The sequence below is a fragment of the Streptomyces sp. BE20 genome, from assembly GCF_036322525.1.
GTDB lineage: Bacteria > Actinomycetota > Actinomycetes > Streptomycetales > Streptomycetaceae > Kitasatospora.
Map to the genome: position 1 here is coordinate 472,642 of NZ_JAQYWW010001223.1, position 16,554 is coordinate 489,195.

Here is a 16,554-nt window from a genome sequence, read left to right on the forward strand (position 1 = left end):
CGTCGGCCCGGCTTCCGGGCGCCCCGGCGCGCGCTCCGGTGAGCGGCTACTCCCGGTACTCGTCCTCGTCGAGCTGTACCACCCGGCTCTGCTCGGCGACGTCCGCGACGTCGGTGGCCGGGTCCGCGCCGAGTGCCCGGCGCTCCGCGAGCTCGTCGTACTCGTCCTCCTCCACCTCTTCGTCCGGCTCCACGGCCTCGGCGACCTCGTCCAGGTAGTCCTCGTGGTTCTGCGGCATGACGTCCGTCCTCGCTGCTCGGAGGCTCCCTCGGGTCCGGTGGGGGTACTGGAAGTATCCGCCGCCGGGCGCCCGGGCGCGACGCGCCGCCCGCCGACCGGCGTACGTCCGCGGCCGCTGCGGGCCCGCCCGGCGGTGGCGGATTGACCCGCGAAAGAGACCAGTAAATGCACCATGAACGGGGTTCACCCGCTCCCTAGGCTCCTCGCCATGACGACGAACACGAACACGAACGCCGCGCAGACCCGGACCCAGGACCAGCCCCAGGACCAGGACCGGACCCGGACCCGGACCCACGAGGAGCACCCGCCTGCCGGCCGCCTCGACTACGCCCGCACCGTCCCCAAGGTCCTCCGCGCGATGATCGCCCTGGACGCCGCCGCCCGGGAGGGCCTCGCCCCGGCCCTGATCGAGCTGGTCCACGTCCGCTCCTCCCAGCTCAACGGCTGCGCCTACGGCCTCGACATGCACGTCAAGGACGCCCGCAAGGCCGGTGAGAGCGACGAGCGGATCTACCTGCTCCCGGTCTGGCACGAGGCCCCGGAGGGTGTCTACAGCGACCGCGAGCGCGCCGCCCTGGCGCTGGCCGAGGAGATCACCCACATCGGCGGCGGCGTCTCCGACGCGGTGTACGGGCGGGCCGCCGCACTGTTCGAGGAGAAGGAACTCGCCCAGCTCATCTCGCTCTGCTTCACGATCAACGCCTGGAACCGGATCAACGTGGCCACCCGCAAGGCCCCGGGCACCCGGTAGCCGCCGGCCGCGCCACCGGCACCCCCGTCCTCGGGGAGAACGGGTCACAGGCCGCCGGGGGTACGATCGGTGCCGTACCAGCAGGGCTTACCCACACCTCCCGGTGGCCCCGAGGCCCATACGAACGACGGGGAAATCATGTCCGGCTCGCACTACTTCACCGGTGCACCCGAGGTCGCCAGCGAACGCCGCCCGATCACGGTCACCCTGCCGGACCTCACCCTGGAACTGACCACCGACGCGGGCGTCTTCTCCCGCACTCGGCTGGACCCGGGCACCCGGATCCTGCTGGAGCACGCGCCCCCGCCCCGGGTGCGCGGCCCGATCCTGGACATCGGCTGCGGCTACGGCCCGATCGCCCTGACCTGGGCCAGCCGGCGCAAACGGCTGCCGGTCTGGGCGGTCGACGTCAACACCCGCGCGCTGGAGCTGGTCCGGTTGAACGCCGAGGCGCTGCGGCTGGGCAACGTGCAGGCCGCACTGCCCGAGGAGGTCCCCGCCGACCAGCGGTTCGCGGCGATCTACTCCAACCCGCCGATCCGGATCGGCAAGACCGCGCTGCGCAGCCTGCTGGAGCAGTGGATCGGCCGGCTGACCCCGGACGGCTCGGCGTTCCTGGTGGTCCAGAAGCACCTGGGCTCGGACTCGTTGCAGCAGTGGCTGAACGACCAGGGCTACCCGACCACCCGCGTCACGTCGGTGAACGGGTTCCGGATTCTTGAAGCGCGGCCCCGCCCGACGGCGGGCGAGGGCCCCGAGAGTGGACGAGGTACGACGTCGTGAAGCAGCTCCGCGGGACCGAACTGAAGCGGCTGCACCGCCAGTGGCGGCGTGGCAACGAGTTCCGGCTCGCGATGATCCTCGAAAACCTGCAGTCGCCGTTCAACGTCGGCTCGATCGTGCGGACCGCCTCCGCGATGGGTGCGGAGAAGCTGTACCTCACCGGCGACACCCCGTCGGTGCGGTCGGCGGGTGCGCAGAAGGCCGCGATGGGTACCGACAAGTACCTGAAGGTCGAGTACTTCCCGACGATCGCCGAGGCCGTGGCCGCGGCGAAGGGCGACGGCTTCAAGGTCGTCGGGCTGGAGCTGGCGGACGAGGCGGTGCCGATGTTCGCCGCCGAGCTGACCCCGGCGGTCGCCTTCGTGCTGGGCCACGAGGACCGCGGTGTGACGGCGGACGCGCTGGCGCTCTGCGACCAGGTGGTGTTCGTGCCGCAGCTGGGCCGGGTCGGCTCGCTGAACGTCTCCGCCGCCGCGACGGTCGCCTGCTACGAGGCGCGCCGCCAGGGGTACGCGATCACCGGAGCCCCGGACGGCTCCGACGCGGGCGGTCCCGACGAGGGTGACCTCGGCGACGACTGACCGCCACGACCGACCCGCTCCGGCGGGGCACGACGACCGACCCGCCGCCGGCGGGAGGGGACGCCCCCTCCCGCCGGCGGCGTGCGTCAGACCTCGACGAGCACCTTGCCCCGGTTGCCCTCCCGGTCCACGTAGAGGCTCCGGTACGCCTTCGGGATCTCGTCGAACCCCTTGTGCACGGTCTGGTGGTAACGGATCTCCCCGTCCCGGACCAGCCCGCCCAGTTCCTGGTGCATCTGCGCCAACAGCGGCTCGGTGAACCACTCCTGGGCGAAGATCCCGCGGATCGTGGTGCGCGGGAACATGATGTACGGCAGCAACCGGGGTCCGGTGAGATCTCCGTTCACCGTGGTCGCCCACTGCCAGCACACGGCCACCTGGCTGTCCACGTTGAGCATGGTGAACACCGCGTCGGTGACCGTGCCGCCCAGGTTGTCGAAGTACCGGTCGACCCCGTCGGGCGCGGCGAGCGACAGCGCCTGACGGACCTTCTCGGCGTCGTCGGTCTGGTCGTAGAGGACCACCTCGTCGAAGCCCAGCCCCCGCAGGTACTCGGCCTTGCCCGGCGAGGCGGTGGTGCCGACCACCCGGCCGGCCCCGGACCGCTTGGCCAACTGGCCGACCAGGGTGCCGATCGAGCCGGACGCGCCGCTGATCACCACAGTGTCGCCGGGCCGCACCGCCATGAACCGGGTGAGCGTGCCCCACGCCGTCATCCCCGGCGCGCCCATGATGCCGAGGGCGGTGGAGACCGGCAGCCGCTCGTCGTACCAGGCCGGGTCGAGCCGCCGGTAGGCCGGGAAGACCATCGGGAAGGTCCCGGTCCTCCACAGCTCCTCGGCACCGTTGTGCACGACGTGGCTACGCCAGCCGCCGAACCCCTGCACGAGGTCGCCGACCCGGAACGCCGCCTCCGGCCCGGCCTCGATCACCTCCATGATCGAGTCGGCGCCCATGTGGTGGCCGATCGGTGTCTCCAGGGCGAGCCCGTTCTGGTACGGGTCGACCGAGACGTACCGCGTCCGGAAGAGCATCTCGTCCGGCCGGAGGTCGATCTCGACGTCCTCGACGACCTTCCGGTAGATCCGGTTGACGTCGGGCACCCCGTCCAGGTGTTCCCGGACCACCCACTTCTCGATCCTCATGCGAGGGCTCCTGTCTCCATGTTCTCGGTGTCCTTCGCGGCGTCACGCTTCCCCGGGGTCCCACCGGTCCCGCCCGTCCCGCCGGTCTCCCCGCCCTCGCCGCCCCCGTCGGCCGGCCCGGCCTGCCGCGGCGGCCCGCCGACCGGGATGACCCGGTGCGTCGGCAGGGGCGCGCTCAGATCGACCTCGGCCGCGAACTCCAGACCGTCGTCCCGGCAGATGAACTGCACGACGTGCCGGCCGGCGGCGGCCGCCCGGATCAGACCGCCGATGGTCGCCCAGACCCCGGAGAGGTAGAAGCCCGACAGCCCGGGCAGCACCGGACCGCTCTTCTTGATCTCCGCCTCGACCGTCTCGGCGCCCTCCACGAACGGGTTCCACCCCGGGAAGGTGCCGTCGTAGACGCCCGTGTAGCGGACCTGGGTCAGCGGGGTCGACACGTCGGCGACGGCCACCGCGTCCTTGAAACCCGGGAAGCGCTCGTCCAGGAAACCGGCGATGCCGTTGCGGACCCGCCGCTTGGCCGCCATGTACTCCCGGCCGTGCTTCACCGGCAGCGTGTGCAGTTCCTCGCCGCGCCGGACCCGGGACGACTGCTCCGGCCCCTCGTGCAGCGCCCGCCACGGGGCGATGTCCGAGAAGTACGTCGCGAACACCACCGTCGACTCGCGCGGCGCCAGCTCCGGGTAGTGCCGGGTGCGGAACTGCACGTTCATCGAACGGCAGCGGATCCCGGTCAGCTCCCGCGCCTGCTCCTCCGTCAGCAGGTAGGTGGTGCAGGGATCGCCCTGCGGGAAGGGCCGGCGCAGCCCCAGGAAGAGGGAGACGTAGCCGGGCGACAGCTGGCCGGGCTCGTCGATCAGGGAGGTGTACAGCCGCCGGTAGGTGTCGTTGAGGTACCGGCCCTTGAGCAGCTTCATCACCGTGGTGTGGCCGTCCGCGGCGGAGACCACGATGTCGGCGCGGAACTCCCGGCCGTCACTGAGCCGTACTCCGACCGCACGGTCCTGCTCGACCAGGATCTCCTCGACCTTGGCGTTGTAGGTGATCTCGCCGCCCAGCTTGCGGTACCGCTCCTCGATCGACCGGGCCAGCCCGAGCGAACCGCCCTCGGGCACCCCTGCGGCCTGGTTGGCGTGCGAGGCCAGCTGGAAGTAGAACGGCAGCACCGGGAAGGCCGGGTGCTTCTCGTAGAGGATGAAGTTGAACGCCTCACGCAGCAGCGGGTCGCGGAACCGCAGCGCGAAGTCCGTCATCAGCACCGTGATCGACTTGCGGATGGTGTTGAAGTACGGGACGAACGAGGCCAGCATCCGCCAGCGCTCCAGCCTGCCCATCAGCCCGACGGGCTTGAGGAACGGGTAGACCGCGAGTGCCTTGCGGAAGGTCCGGATGCCGGCGCAGAACTCCCGGATCGGCGCGGCGTCGGCCGGGGAGAGGTCGAGCAGGTGCGCCTCCAACCGGTCCGGGTCGGAGTAGAAGTGGACCGCCCGGCCGTCCCTGCCCCGGACGATGTTGAACACGTCGAAGTGGCGCATCTCCTTGCCCTGGAGCGCGCCCAGTTCGAGCCAGATCTGGTACATCTCGTTGCCCGGTCCGTTGCCGAGCAGCCAGCTGATGCACCAGTCGAAGGTGAAGTCGCTGCGGTCCCATCCGGTGCACGAGCCACCGGGGATCTCGTGCATCTCGAAGACCTGCGTCCGGTAGCCGTTCATCCGGGCGTAGCACCCGGTGGAGAGGCCGCCGAGGCCGCCGCCGACGATGATCATCGTCTCCCGTCGGCGCTTGGCGTCCGGTTCCCGTGTCGTCATTCCAGCCTTCCTCGTCCGTACCGTTGGGTGCGTTGCCGTTGCGTTGCCGTTGTCGGAGGGTGCTCACCACGCGATCGGGAGCGCCTGCAGGCCGTTCACCATCGCGTCCTCCTTCCAGCGCAGTTCGCGCTCGGGGACGGCCGGCCTCAGACCGGGCAGCCGGGCCAGCACCCGCTCGATCGCCACCTGGAGCTCCAGCCGGGCCAGATGGGCGCCGATGCAGTAGTGCACGCCGTGGCCGAAGCCGATGTGCGGGTTGCCCGGGCGGTCCAGGACGAGGCGCTCCGGCTCCTCGAACACCTCCGGGTCGCGGTTGGCGGCGGCGGTGGCGATCATCACGGCCTCGCCGGCCCGGACGGTCACCCCGCCCAGCTCGACGTCGGCGGTGGCGTACCGGGGCAGGCTGAAGCCGGTGAGCAGCGGCACGTACCGCATCAGCTCCTCGACGGCCCTGGGGATCAGCTCGGGTTGCTCCCGCAGGCGCTGCATCTCCTCGGGGTTCACGAGCAGTTGGTAGAAGAAGTTGCCGATCTGGTTGGTGGTGGAGACGAAGCCCGCGATCAGCAGGTCACAGGCGATCGAGAGCAGTTCCTCCTCACCGATCAGTCGCTGCTCGCGGCAGGCCCGGACCAGCACGGTGAGCAGGTCGTCGCCCGGCTCCCGGCCGCGCAGCTCCAGCACGCCCGCCATGTAGTCGATGAACGCCTGGCCCTCGACCGCGAGCACCTCGCCGGGGGTGACGGCGGAGAGCACCGTCTCGGCCCAGCTCCAGAGCATCCGGTGGTCCTTGGCCGGAATGCCGAGCACCTCGCAGATGATGGTGGTCGGCATCGGGATGGCGAAGTCCTCGACCAGGTCGGCGGGGTGACCGGCGGCGATCATGCCGTCGATCAGCTCGTCCGCCAGCTCCCGGGCCCGCGCCCGCAGCCGCTCGACCCGGCGGGCGCTGAACTCCCGGGCCACCAGCGAACGGAGCCTGGTGTGGTCGGGCGGCTCGGTGGAGAACAGGCCGGCGCCGGTGCGGGCGACCGGGCGCATCCGGGGCTGGTCCCGGCCCATCGCGGCGGCGAGGCTGAACCGCGGGTCGGCCAGCACCGTCCGGACGTCCTCGTAGCGGGTGGCCAGCCAGGCGCCGTCGCCGTACGGCATCCGGATCCGGACCAGCGGCTTGTCGCGCAACTCCGCGTACGTGGGGTCGAGTTCGAGTCCGGTCGGCTCGAAGGGGTAGGACAGCGGCTGGTGCTGCCTGAGCATGAGGGGGTCCGCCTCTCGTGCGGGGGTAGCGGGGGTAGCGGGGGTAGCAGGGGCGCCGGGGACAGCGGGAGCGCCGGGAGTGGTGCTGCCGCGCGGCCGGCCGGGGGCGGGCAGGGCGGTACCGGTCTCAGGACACATGGACGTCGACTCCGGTGAGGATCGACCGGGCGAGCCCGGCGTTGTGGGCGATGAACTCGCGGTCGAGCATCTCGGCGTGGGTGCCGAAGCCCTTGAAGACCGCGGTCCGGGTGGCCGAACTCCCGTGCCAGGCACCGTGCCGGCCGGCCTCGTAGAGGGACACCTTCTCGTCGTCGGAGATCACGCTGAGCGCGGCCGCGACCACCCCGAGGTTCGGGGTGCGGCTGCAGAACCTCAGGTAGTCCCGGGCCTGTTCGCGGGTCTCCTGGGCGACCACGTCCGAACCGGTGTGCCGCCGGAGGTGCTCGGCCAGCTCGCGCTCGAAGGCCTGGACGTGCTCGTCGGCGAGGTCGAAGGACTCCGGGATCCGGTGCGAGTCCATGATCACCACGTTGGGCACCGCCCGGCCGCGCCGCTCCAGCTCCTTGGCCACCTCGAAGGCGAGATTGCCGCCGAGCGAGTAGCCGAGCAGGGCGCACGGCCCGTCCGGCTGGAGGGACTCGACCAGGTCCGCGTACCGGTCGACCTTGTCGTCCCCGGTCACGTAGTTGAACGCGACCATCCGGTACTCCGGCAGGTGGGCCGCGAACTGCCGGTAGACCAGTCCGTGGCCGCCGGCGGGCGGGAAGCAGAACAGCGTCTGCTGCTGCTCCCGGTTGAACCAGAGGTACGGCTGGGCTCCCTCGATCCGGCCGGTGATGATGGCCTCGACGGTCTTCGCCATCCCGTGCAGGGTGGTGACCTTGAAGAGCTGGCTGACCGGGATGCTGATGTTGAACTCGGCCTGCAGGCCGTGGATCAGCTCGATCAGCCGGATCGAGGACCCCCCGGACTCGAAGAAGTCGTGCTGCAACCCGGGCTCCTCGACGCCCAGCAGGGTCCGCCAGTGCTCGGCCATCCGGACCTCGTAGAGGGTGACCGGCGGCTCGACGGCCCGGTCCGCCGCATCCGCCCGGGGCGCCGGCAGCGCGGCGACGTCCACCTTGCCGTTGGCGGTGAGCGGCAGCGTGCACAGCTCGGTGAAGTGGGTCGGGATCATGAAGGTCGGCAGGTAGCCGGCCAGGTGGCGGCGGAGTTCGCGGCGGTCGAGCGTCCGCCCGGGCGCCGGCACGCAGTACGCGCAGAGCACGTGCTCGCCGCCGCGGTCGGGCCGGACGGTGACCACCGCCCGCTCCAGCTCCGGCCACTCGGCGAGCTGGGTCTCGATCTCCCCCAGCTCGATCCGGTGGCCGCGTACCTTGATCTGCGAGTCGGCCCGGCCGAGCAGGTGCACCCCGCCGTCCGCGTCCCAGCGGGCGAGGTCCCCCGTGCGGTAGAGCCGGACCGGCTCGGTGCCGTCCGCACCGCCGAGCGGGAGGACGGCGAACCGCCGGGCGGTCTGCTCCTCGTCGCCGACGTAGCCGAGCGCCACCCCGGAGCCGCCGATCCACAACTCCCCGGTGACGCCGGGCGGGACGGGCCGCCCGTGATCGTCGAGGAGGTAGAAGGCGCTGTTCGGGAACGGCCGCCCGATCGGGACCATCCGGCTCGGTTCGAAGCCGTCCGTCGGTCCCTCGAAGTAGGCACTGTCGATGGTGGCCTCGGTGAGGCCGTAGGAGTTGACCAGCCTGGTCTCCGGACCGCAGAGGGCCCGCAGCCGCTCGTACTCCTCGACCTTCCAGACGTCCGAGCCGACCACCAGCAGTCGCATGAACCCCAGGTCCAGGCCCGTCCGTTCGCAGTGGCCGACGACCGTGCGGACCACCGCGGGGACGAACTCGGCGGCGTCCACCCGCTCGGCGCGCATCACCGCGTGGAGCCGGGCCGTGTTGAACAGCAGCTCCCGGCCGACCAGTACCAGGGCGCCGCCCGAGCAGAGCGCGCGGACCACGTCCCCGGTGAAGACGTCGAAGGAGGGGCCGGCCATCTGGAGGTGGACCCTGACCTCGGTGTCCAGCCGGTACTCGGCCCGCCACGCCTGGTAGGCCGAGGCCAGGTTGCCGTGGCCGACGCGGACGGCCTTGGGCCTGCCGGTGGAGCCGGAGGTGTAGATCACGTACGCCGGATCGTCGGGGCCCACCGCCGCGTCGGTGAACTCACCCGGCTCACGGTCCTGCTCCTCGTCCAGTTCGTCGGTGGTGACCAGACGGGCGGGCAGTCGACCGAGCCGCTCCCGGTCGTCGCCGACCAGCAGCCCGGCGCCCGCCCGCCCCACCATGTCCGCCAGCCGGTCCGCCGGGTGACCCGGGTCGAGCGGCAGGTAGGCGGCCCCGGTGCGGAGCACCGCGAGCAGGGCGACGATCAGCTCCGGCGACTTCTCCAGGCAGAGCGCCACCACCGTACCGGGCCCGGCGCCCAGCGCCCGCAGCCGGGCCGCGGCCCGCCGGGAGCGCTCGGCCAGCTCGCCGTAGCTCAGCCGCACGGTCGAACCGGACTCGGCGGGCGCCGCCACCGCGAGCGCCGCCGGATCGGCCGCCGCCGCACGCAGGATCAGCTCGTGCACCGGCTCCTCGTGGGCCACCTGCCGGTCCGCGCCGCTCCACCCTCGGAGCACCAGGGCGCGCTCCTCGCGGCCGAGCAGCTCCAGCCCGGTGGCCGCCCGCCCGGGGCCGGCCTCGGTCAGCCCCTCCAGGAGGTTCACGTAGTGGCCGGACAGCCGTGCCATCGTCTCCGGGAGGAAGAGGTCGGTGTTGTACTTGAAGACGCAGTGGAAGCGGTGCTCCGCCTCGTCCTCGTAGGCGGACAGGGTCAAATCGAACTGGCCCTCCTCCTCGGGGAGTTCGATGTACTCCAGGCGATAGCCGTACTTCTCGGTGGCCACCTTGTGGTGGAGCAGGATGAACATCGCCTGGAAGACGGCGGAGCGGCTCGGGTCGTGCTGCAGTCCGAGCTTCTCCACCAGCAGCACGAACGGGTACTCCTGGTGGTCCAGCCCGCCGAGCACGGTGGTCCGCACCCGGTCCAGCAGTTCCGCCACGGTCGGTTCACCGGCCAGCGAGACGTGCAGCGGCAGCGGGTTGACGAAGTAGCCGTAGACGCCGGCGAACTCCTCGTCGGTGCGGCCGGTCACCGGGCTGCCGACGATGATGTCGTCCTGGCCCGCATAGGCGTGCAGCAGCAGGTAGTAGGCGCTGAGCAGCACCATGAAGACCGTGACGTTGTGCTCGCGGGCCAGCGCGTGCACCCGGGCGCTGAGCGCCTCGTCGAGGACGAAGAACTCGGAGGCGCCGTTGTGGGTCTGGACCGCCGGGCGGGGCTTGTCCGTGGGCAGGCTGAGGATCGGCACCTCGGCCGGCAGGTGAGAGCGCCAGTAGTCGAGCATCTTCGGCGCCTCGCGGCCCGCCAGGAAGGCGTTCTGCCGGTTGAGGAAGTCCAGGTACCGCGCGGTGACCGGCGGCAGCTCGGGCGCCCGGCCCTGCCGCAGCCCCTCGTAGACGGCGAGCAGTTCCTCGATGAAGGTGAAGGTGGAGATCGCGTCCGAGATGATGTGGTGGACGGCCTTCATGATCACCCAGCGGTCCGGGCCGCGCCGGAACAGCCGGAACCGCACCAGCGGATCGCGTTCCAGGTCGTACGGCCGGCGGTACTCGCGGACGATCAGCGCGTGGATCTCGTCCCAGGCCAGGTGCTGGACGTCGAAGACCCCGAAGTCCGGCTCCACCGCGGCCGAGATCCGCTGCACGGCCCGGCCGCCGTCGAGCACGAAGTTGGCCCGCAGGCCCGGGTGGCGCTCGACCATGGTCCGGAAGGCCACCGCCATCAGCTCGGGCTCCAGCTCCACCCGGACCTCGACCGCCCCGCCGATGTTGTAGGCGAAGCCGTCCGGGTTGAGCTGCTTGAGGAACCACAGCGCCTTCTGGTTCTGGGTGAGCGGGTACGCCGTCTCGTCCTCGTGGCGCTCGACCGCGACCGAGCCGACGCCGACCGGGTCCTCGTCCAGCAGTTCGGCCAGCGACTCGTGCAGCCGGGCGACCAGTTCGCCCACCGGTGCGTTGCTCAGCAGCGCCACCACCGGGAGGGTGGTGCCGAGTTCGGTGTTGAGCCGGGCCCGCAGCTCCATCGCGAGCAGCGAGTCCAGACCGAGGCCGCCGAGGCCGGCGCCGGGGTCGATCTGCTCGACGGGCGCGCGGAGCACGGTGGCGGCCAGGTGGACGAACCGCTCGCCGAGCAACACCAGCCGCTCGGCCTCGCCGGCGGCCCGCAGGGTGTCCAGGAGGCCCGCCCGCTCGGTCACCGGCACGGCCTCCCGGGCGCTCGCGGCCAGGTCCGCGACCAGCGGCGGCGGGGCCGGGTACCAGGAGAGGAAGACCGGCCAGTCGACCACGGTGGCGACCAGCAGCTGGGCCCGGTCCTGCCCGAGCACCCGCTCCAGCACGGCCATCCCGGTCTCCGGGGCCAGCGAGCTCATGCCGCGGCTGTTCCGGTAGTGGTCGATCAGGCCGAGCTCCTCGATCATGCCGGTGGCCCAGGGGCCCCAGTCGAGGCTCATCGCGGGCAGGCCGAGGGACCGGCGGTGGTGGGCCAGGGCGTCCAGGAAGGCGTTCCCGGCCGCGTAGTTGGTCTGACCGGCGGTGGTCAGCAGCGAGGCGATGGAGGCGAAGAGCACGAAGTGGTCGAGTGGTTCGCCGGCCAGCCGGCGGTGCAGGGCGAAGGCGCCCAGCACCTTGGGGGCGTGGACGGCGTCGAAGGTCCCGCGGTCCAGCTCGCCCACCAGAGTGTCCCGGACCTGCCCGGCGAGGTGGAAGACACCGCGGATCGGCGGCCGGTCCAGCCGGTGGTACTCCGCCAGCCAGTCGGCCAGCGCGGACTCGTCGGTGATGTCCAGCGGTGCCGGGACGGGCTCCGCGCCGAGCGCCTCCAGCTCGCGCAGGAAGGCCGCGCGCCGGCCGTCCGGGCTCGCCGGGTCGAGGTCGCGCCACAGCTCGCGCGGCGGCAGCGGGCTGCGGCCGACCAGGATCAGCCGCCGGGCGCCGCGCCGGACCAGGGTGCGGCAGAGCAGCCGGCCGAGCGCGCCGAACGCACCGGTCACCAGGTACGCGGCGTCCGGTCGGAGGCAGGGCGGAAGCGGACGGCTGAGCCCCTCGGTCGGGCGGAGCCGGCTGGTCAGCCGTCGGCCCGGACGGAGCGCGATCTCGTCCTCGTCCGCGAGCGCGAACTCGCGCAGCAGCGCGGCCGCCTCGGCGTCGACGGCGGTGGCGGTTGTGGTGGCGGCCGGACGGGTACCGGGGCCGGAGCCCGGACCGACGCCCGGACCGACGCCCGGACCGACGCCCGACCCGGTGATCGGACCGAGGTCGACCAGCTTGCCCGGGTGCCCGGGCAGCTCCTGGTGGCGAAGCACCCGGCCGATCCCCCAGGCAGGCGCACCGAGCGGTTCGACCGGCTCACCGGGGGCGGTGGCCTGCGCGGACCGGGTGACGATGTGCAGCCGGCTGTGCGGGAGTTCCGTAGCCAGCAGCGCGGCGAGCGTGACCAGGCTGTACGCGCCGGCACCGGTGTGACCGGCCACCGCGTCGTGATCGGCGGCGGCCAGCTCCGGCCGGTCGAGGTTCCAGAGGTGGACGACGGCCGCCGGGTCGGGCGCGCCTGCGGCCCGCCGGTCGGCCAGAAGTCGGGCGAGGTCGGCGGCGGAGCCCGGCTCGACGGTGGCCGGCCGGCCGTCGGCCGCAGGCCGGTAGCCGGTGGCCGGGAGAACCAGCTGGCAGCTGCCGCCGCGCGCGGCGATCTGCCGGGCCAGCGCCTCGGCGACGCCCTGACCGTCGGCGAACAGCAGCCAGTCGTCCGGGTGTTCGGCCAGGAGGTCGGGGGCCCCGGCAGCCTCCGGCAGCTCGATCCAGGCCGGTTCGACGAGCCAGCCGTCGATGGTGGCCAGGCCGACGGCGGTGGCCGCCTGCTCGATGTCGGCGGCCCGGAACCCGGTGACCCCGCCGAGCGGCGCGCCGTGCTCGTCGTGCACCGCGATGTCACCGACCAGCTCGAAGCCGGCGTCCCGGGTGACGGTCGCGTGCACCCAGAGCGGGCGGTCGCCGACCGCCTCCAGCCGGACCTCCTCGATGGCGACCGGCAGCCGGATCCCGCTCCCGGCACCGGTGCCCGCCACCAGCAGCTGGGGGGTCAGCAGGGTCTGGAAGAAGGCGTCCATCACCACCGGGTGCACCTGGTGGTCCGCGCCCTGCCCGGCGACCGCCGTCGTCGGCCGGACCCTGGCCAGCGCCTCGCCGGGACCGATCCAGACCTCGTCGATGCCCTGGAACGCCGGGCCGTAGTGGTAGCCGAGCCCGGCCAGCGCCGCGTAGCAGTCGGCCCCGGAGAGATGGCGGACGGCCCGTCCGCGGATCGCCGCGACGTCCAGCGGTCGCCCCGGTCGGCGCCGCTGGCCGGGACGGACGGTCCCGACGGCGTGCACGGTGCGCTCGGGGCCGCCCCCGCCCGGGGCGCCGTCCTCGCCGCCCGCGGCGACGCCTCCGGCTCCCGCGCCGCCGGTCGCGATGGTGAAGCCCCCGTGCTCGGCGGAGAGGGTGAGCCGGACGGCGCGGCTCTCGTCGTCCGGGAGGAACAGCGCCTTGCGCAGCTCGATACCGGCCAGCGCGGCGTCCGTGCCGCCGGTCAGCGCGCGGACCGCCTGGACGGCCATCTCCAGGTAGCCGGCGGCGGGGAAGAGCACCTCGCCCTGGATCCGGTGGTCCTCCAGGTAGGGCAGCGCCTCGGCGTCCAGCCTGGCCTCCCAGGCCGGTTCGGCGCCGGCCAGCCGGCGGCCGAGCAGCGGGTGGTCCAGCCGGCCCTGCCGGACCGCCTCGACCGACCGGGGCTCGACCCAGTGCCGGTCCCGTCGGAACGGGTAGCGCGGCAGGGGAACCGTCCGGCCGACGGGCTGGAGCACCGACCAGTCGACCTCGACACCGAGGTTGTGCAGGGCGGCCAGCGAGGCCGTGAAGGTCGCCTGCTCGTCCTCCTGGCGGCGGATCGAGGGCAGCGTGCGGACCTCGGGACGGTCGGCGCCCCCGGGGCGGGCCTCCACGGTCTCCTGGATCGAGCGGCCGAGCACCGGGTGCGGGCCGATCTCCAGGAAGAGGGCGTACCCGTCGTCGGCCAGCCGCTCGACCGCCTGCTGGAAGCGGACGCTGTCGCGGACGTTCTGCCACCAGTAGGCGGCGTCCAGCTCGGTGCCCCGCGCGGTGCCCTCACGTCCGGTGAGGTAGAGCGGCACCTGGGCCGGGCGGGGCTTGAGGTCGGCGAGCGACTCCAGCAGCTCGTCCTTGATGAGCTCCATCCGGGCGCTGTGGTAGGGCACTTCGACCGTCAGCGGGCGCACGAAGACCTGTTCGGCGGTGAGCGCGGCGGCCAGTTCGGCCAGCACCGTCTCGTCACCGGCGAGGGTGAGCGACGTGGGGCTGTTGATCGCGGCCACCGAGACCGCGTCACCGTACGGGCGGAGCCGGCGGACCGCCTCGGCCTCGGTGAGTGCGACGGCCAGCATGCCGCCCGTCCCGGCCAGCTTCTGCTGGAGCCGGCTGCGGTGGACCACCACCTTGACCGCGTCCGCCAGGTCGTAGACGCCGGCCTCGTGGAAGGCGGCGACCTCACCGGTCGAGTGACCGACGACGGCGTCCGGCCGGACGCCGCGACTGCGCCAGAGCGCGGCCAGACCGACCTGGACCGCGAAGTTGGCGGGCTGGGCGAGCCAGGTCTCGGCCATCCGGGAGTGCGCCTCGTCGGCGGCCAGCTCGTCGGTCAGGGACCAGCCGGTGAGTTCGGCGAGGTGCTCGGCGCAGCGCTCGACGGCCTCCCGGTAGACGGGTTCGGTGGCGAAGAGCCGACGGCCCATCGCCCACCACTGCGGGCCCATGCCGGTGAAGACCCAGGCCAGCCTCCGGTGCCGGGTCTCGCGACGGTGGCCGGTGAGCACCCGGGGGTGGGGCTCGCCCCGCAGGTAGGCGCTGAACGCCTCGTCCAGCGAGGCACGGGCGGTGCGGCCCCGGGAGTCGTAGACCACGGAGAGCCGGGCGTCGTGGTGCTGGCGGCGGTGGGCCAGGGTGTGGCCGAGGTCGACCGGGCGGGCCGCGGTCCCGCCGCGGACGCCGGCCAGCTCGGCCTGCACGCCGGCGGCCAGCTCGGGCAGCGCGGCGGCCTCCCGGGCGGTGAGCGGCAGGACGGTCCAGACGGGCTGTCCGTCCGGCTCGGGCTGCGCGACCGGCACCGGCTGCGGGGACGACTGCGGGAAGGACTGCTCCGGCGCCGGATGCTCCGGGGACGGCTCCCGCGACGACGGGAGCGACGGCTGCGGGGCGGCCTCCAGCAGGACGTGCGCGTTGGTACCGCCGAACCCGAAGGAGTTGACCCCGGCGCGGGCCGGCCCCTCGTGCGCCGGCCAGGGAGTCGGCTCGGTGGGGATCTCGTACGGCAGGGTGGCCGGGTCGATCGCCGGGTTGAGCTGCTCCAGATTGATGTGCGGCGGGATCAGCCGGTGCTTGAGTGCCAGCGCGGACTTGATCAGCCCGGCCAGTCCGGACGCCGACTCGGTGTGCCCGATGTTGGTCTTCACCGAGCCGACGTAGCAGCGGTCGCCGGGGCGGCGGCCGACCGCCAGTGCCCGGGCCAGCGCGTTCGCCTCGATCGGGTCGCCGACCGGGGTGGACGTGCCGTGCGCCTCGACGTACTGCAGGCCGCCGGGGACGATCCCGGCCTCGGCGCAGACCCGCTCGATCAGCGCGACCTGCGCGTCCGGGTTGGGCACGGTGATGCCGTTGGTGCGGCCGTCCTGGTTGACGCCGCTGCCGATGATGACGGCGTGGACCGGGTCGCCGTCGCGGACCGCGTCGGAGAGCCGTTTGAGCGCGACCACCGCGACGCCCTCGGCCCGGACGTAGCCGTCGGCCGCCGCGTCGAAGGTGCGGGAGCGGCCCTGCGGGGAGAGGAACCCGCCCTTGGTCTCGGCGATCGTGTACTGCGGCGCGATGTGCAGCAGGGTGCCGCCGGCCAGGGCGAGATCGGTCTCACCGCGCAGCAGGCTCTGTGCGGCGAGGTGGACGGCGACCAGGGAGGAGGAGCAGGCGGTGTCGAGGGAGACGCTGGGGCCGCGGAAGTCGAAGCAGTGCGAGATCCGGTTCGACACCATCGTCATCATGGTGCCGGTGGCGGTGTGTGCGGCCAGGGTCTCGAAGGAGAGGTCCGAGAACTGGACGATCTTGTAGTCCAGCGTGAACGCGCCCACGTAGACGCCGACCTCACGGCCCGCCAGCTCGGAGGGCTTCTGCCCGCCGTCCTCCAGCGCCTCCCAGGCCACCTCCAACAGCTTCCGCTGCTGCGGGTCCATGTGGTCGGCCTCACGGCCGCTGATGCCGAAGAAGGCCGGGTCGAACTCGTCGAAACCGTCGATGTAGCCGCCCCGGCCGCCGACCAACCGGCCCGGCTTGGCCTTGTCCCGGCTGCCCAGGGTCGCCACGTCGTACCGGCTGCGCGGGGTCGGCGTGATGCAGTCCTTGCCCTCCACCAGGTTCTGCCAGAACGACCGGTGGTCGCAGGCGCCGCCGGGCAGGCGGCAGCCGATCCCGATGATCGCGATCTTCTCCCGGTCCTCGCCGGCCGGGGAAGGGGCGGAGGCGGCCCGCGCGTGAGCAGCGGTACCGGCAGTGCCGGCGGGGTCGACGGGGTCGACGGGGTCAACGGGCGCGGAGAGGTCGGAAAGGTCAGAGAGGTCGGAGAGGTCGGCTGAATCAGGAGAGTCGGGGGATGCGGCGAAGCATGAATCCGTCATGGTCGAGTCCTTGAGTCGCTGCGTTCGCGCGCGGCACGAGTGTGGGAGAGCCGCACGGGCATGGGAACAGCGGCCGTGGCCCGGCTCCGGGCAGGCCGGGAGACGGGCCGGCCGAGAG

The 16,554-nt window shown here is 72.8% G+C and carries 8 protein-coding genes; 3 read left to right on the forward strand and 5 right to left on the reverse strand.

Annotated elements, in window-relative coordinates; genetic code table 11:
• Nucleotides 1-46 precede the first annotated feature (46 nt).
• Complete coding sequence (locus tag PUR61_RS44500) at nt 47-238, reverse strand: hypothetical protein (RefSeq protein ID WP_329885660.1); 192 nt, start codon at nt 236-238, stop codon at nt 47-49.
• A 210-nt stretch (nt 239-448) separates the two neighbouring features.
• On the opposite strand from PUR61_RS44500, the gene PUR61_RS44505 reads away from it, so the two are divergent.
• The 3 genes from PUR61_RS44505 to PUR61_RS44515 all read left to right on the forward strand — a co-directional run bounded on the left by PUR61_RS44505 (nt 449) and on the right by PUR61_RS44515 (nt 2,355).
• Nucleotides 449-991: a carboxymuconolactone decarboxylase family protein gene (locus PUR61_RS44505; protein WP_329885661.1), complete on the forward strand. Its 543-nt coding sequence runs from the start codon at nt 449-451 to the stop codon at nt 989-991.
• A 138-nt stretch (nt 992-1,129) separates the two neighbouring features.
• Complete coding sequence (locus PUR61_RS44510; protein ID WP_329885662.1) at nt 1,130-1,774, forward strand: class I SAM-dependent methyltransferase; 645 nt, start codon at nt 1,130-1,132, stop codon at nt 1,772-1,774.
• The gene (locus PUR61_RS44515; protein ID WP_329885663.1) at nt 1,771-2,355 is read left to right on the forward strand and encodes a TrmH family RNA methyltransferase; all 585 of its coding nucleotides are present in this window, start codon (nt 1,771-1,773) and stop codon (nt 2,353-2,355) included. The genes PUR61_RS44510 and PUR61_RS44515 overlap by 4 nt, the downstream gene beginning before the upstream one ends.
• Before the next feature lie 86 nt (nt 2,356-2,441).
• Here the strand turns inward: PUR61_RS44515 and PUR61_RS44520 are convergent, their stop codons facing one another.
• The 4 genes from PUR61_RS44520 to PUR61_RS44535 all read right to left on the reverse strand — a co-directional run bounded on the left by PUR61_RS44520 (nt 2,442) and on the right by PUR61_RS44535 (nt 16,436).
• Nucleotides 2,442-3,500 carry an MDR family NADP-dependent oxidoreductase gene (locus PUR61_RS44520; protein ID WP_329885664.1) on the reverse strand — a complete coding sequence of 353 codons (1,059 nt, stop codon included), beginning with the start codon at nt 3,498-3,500 and terminating at the stop codon, nt 2,442-2,444.
• Nucleotides 3,497-5,311, reverse strand: coding sequence for a phytoene desaturase family protein (locus PUR61_RS44525; protein WP_329885665.1), 1,815 nt, complete (start codon nt 5,309-5,311; stop codon nt 3,497-3,499). The genes PUR61_RS44520 and PUR61_RS44525 overlap by 4 nt, the downstream gene beginning before the upstream one ends.
• A gap of 63 nt (nt 5,312-5,374) precedes the next feature.
• A complete protein-coding gene (locus PUR61_RS44530; RefSeq protein ID WP_329885666.1) occupies nt 5,375-6,565 on the reverse strand; it encodes a cytochrome P450 in 1,191 nt (396 codons plus the stop codon).
• Between the two features lie 127 nt (nt 6,566-6,692).
• Complete coding sequence (locus PUR61_RS44535; RefSeq protein ID WP_329885667.1) at nt 6,693-16,436, reverse strand: non-ribosomal peptide synthetase/type I polyketide synthase; 9,744 nt, start codon at nt 16,434-16,436, stop codon at nt 6,693-6,695.
• Between the last annotated feature and the right edge of the window lie 118 nt (nt 16,437-16,554).

Excerpts from the sequence above, each read along its gene's own strand:
- PUR61_RS44500 (WP_329885660.1), bottom strand. The coding sequence starts at position 238 with ATGCCGCAGAACCACGAGGACTACCTGGACGAGGTCGCCGAGGCCGTG.
- PUR61_RS44505 (WP_329885661.1), top strand. The coding sequence starts at position 449 with ATGACGACGAACACGAACACGAACGCCGCGCAGACCCGGACCCAGGAC.
- PUR61_RS44510 (WP_329885662.1), top strand. The coding sequence starts at position 1,130 with ATGTCCGGCTCGCACTACTTCACCGGTGCACCCGAGGTCGCCAGCGAA.
- PUR61_RS44520 (WP_329885664.1), bottom strand. The coding sequence starts at position 3,500 with ATGAGGATCGAGAAGTGGGTGGTCCGGGAACACCTGGACGGGGTGCCC.
- PUR61_RS44525 (WP_329885665.1), bottom strand. The coding sequence starts at position 5,311 with ATGACGACACGGGAACCGGACGCCAAGCGCCGACGGGAGACGATGATC.
- PUR61_RS44530 (WP_329885666.1), bottom strand. The coding sequence starts at position 6,565 with ATGCTCAGGCAGCACCAGCCGCTGTCCTACCCCTTCGAGCCGACCGGA.
- PUR61_RS44535 (WP_329885667.1), bottom strand. The coding sequence starts at position 16,436 with ATGACGGATTCATGCTTCGCCGCATCCCCCGACTCTCCTGATTCAGCC.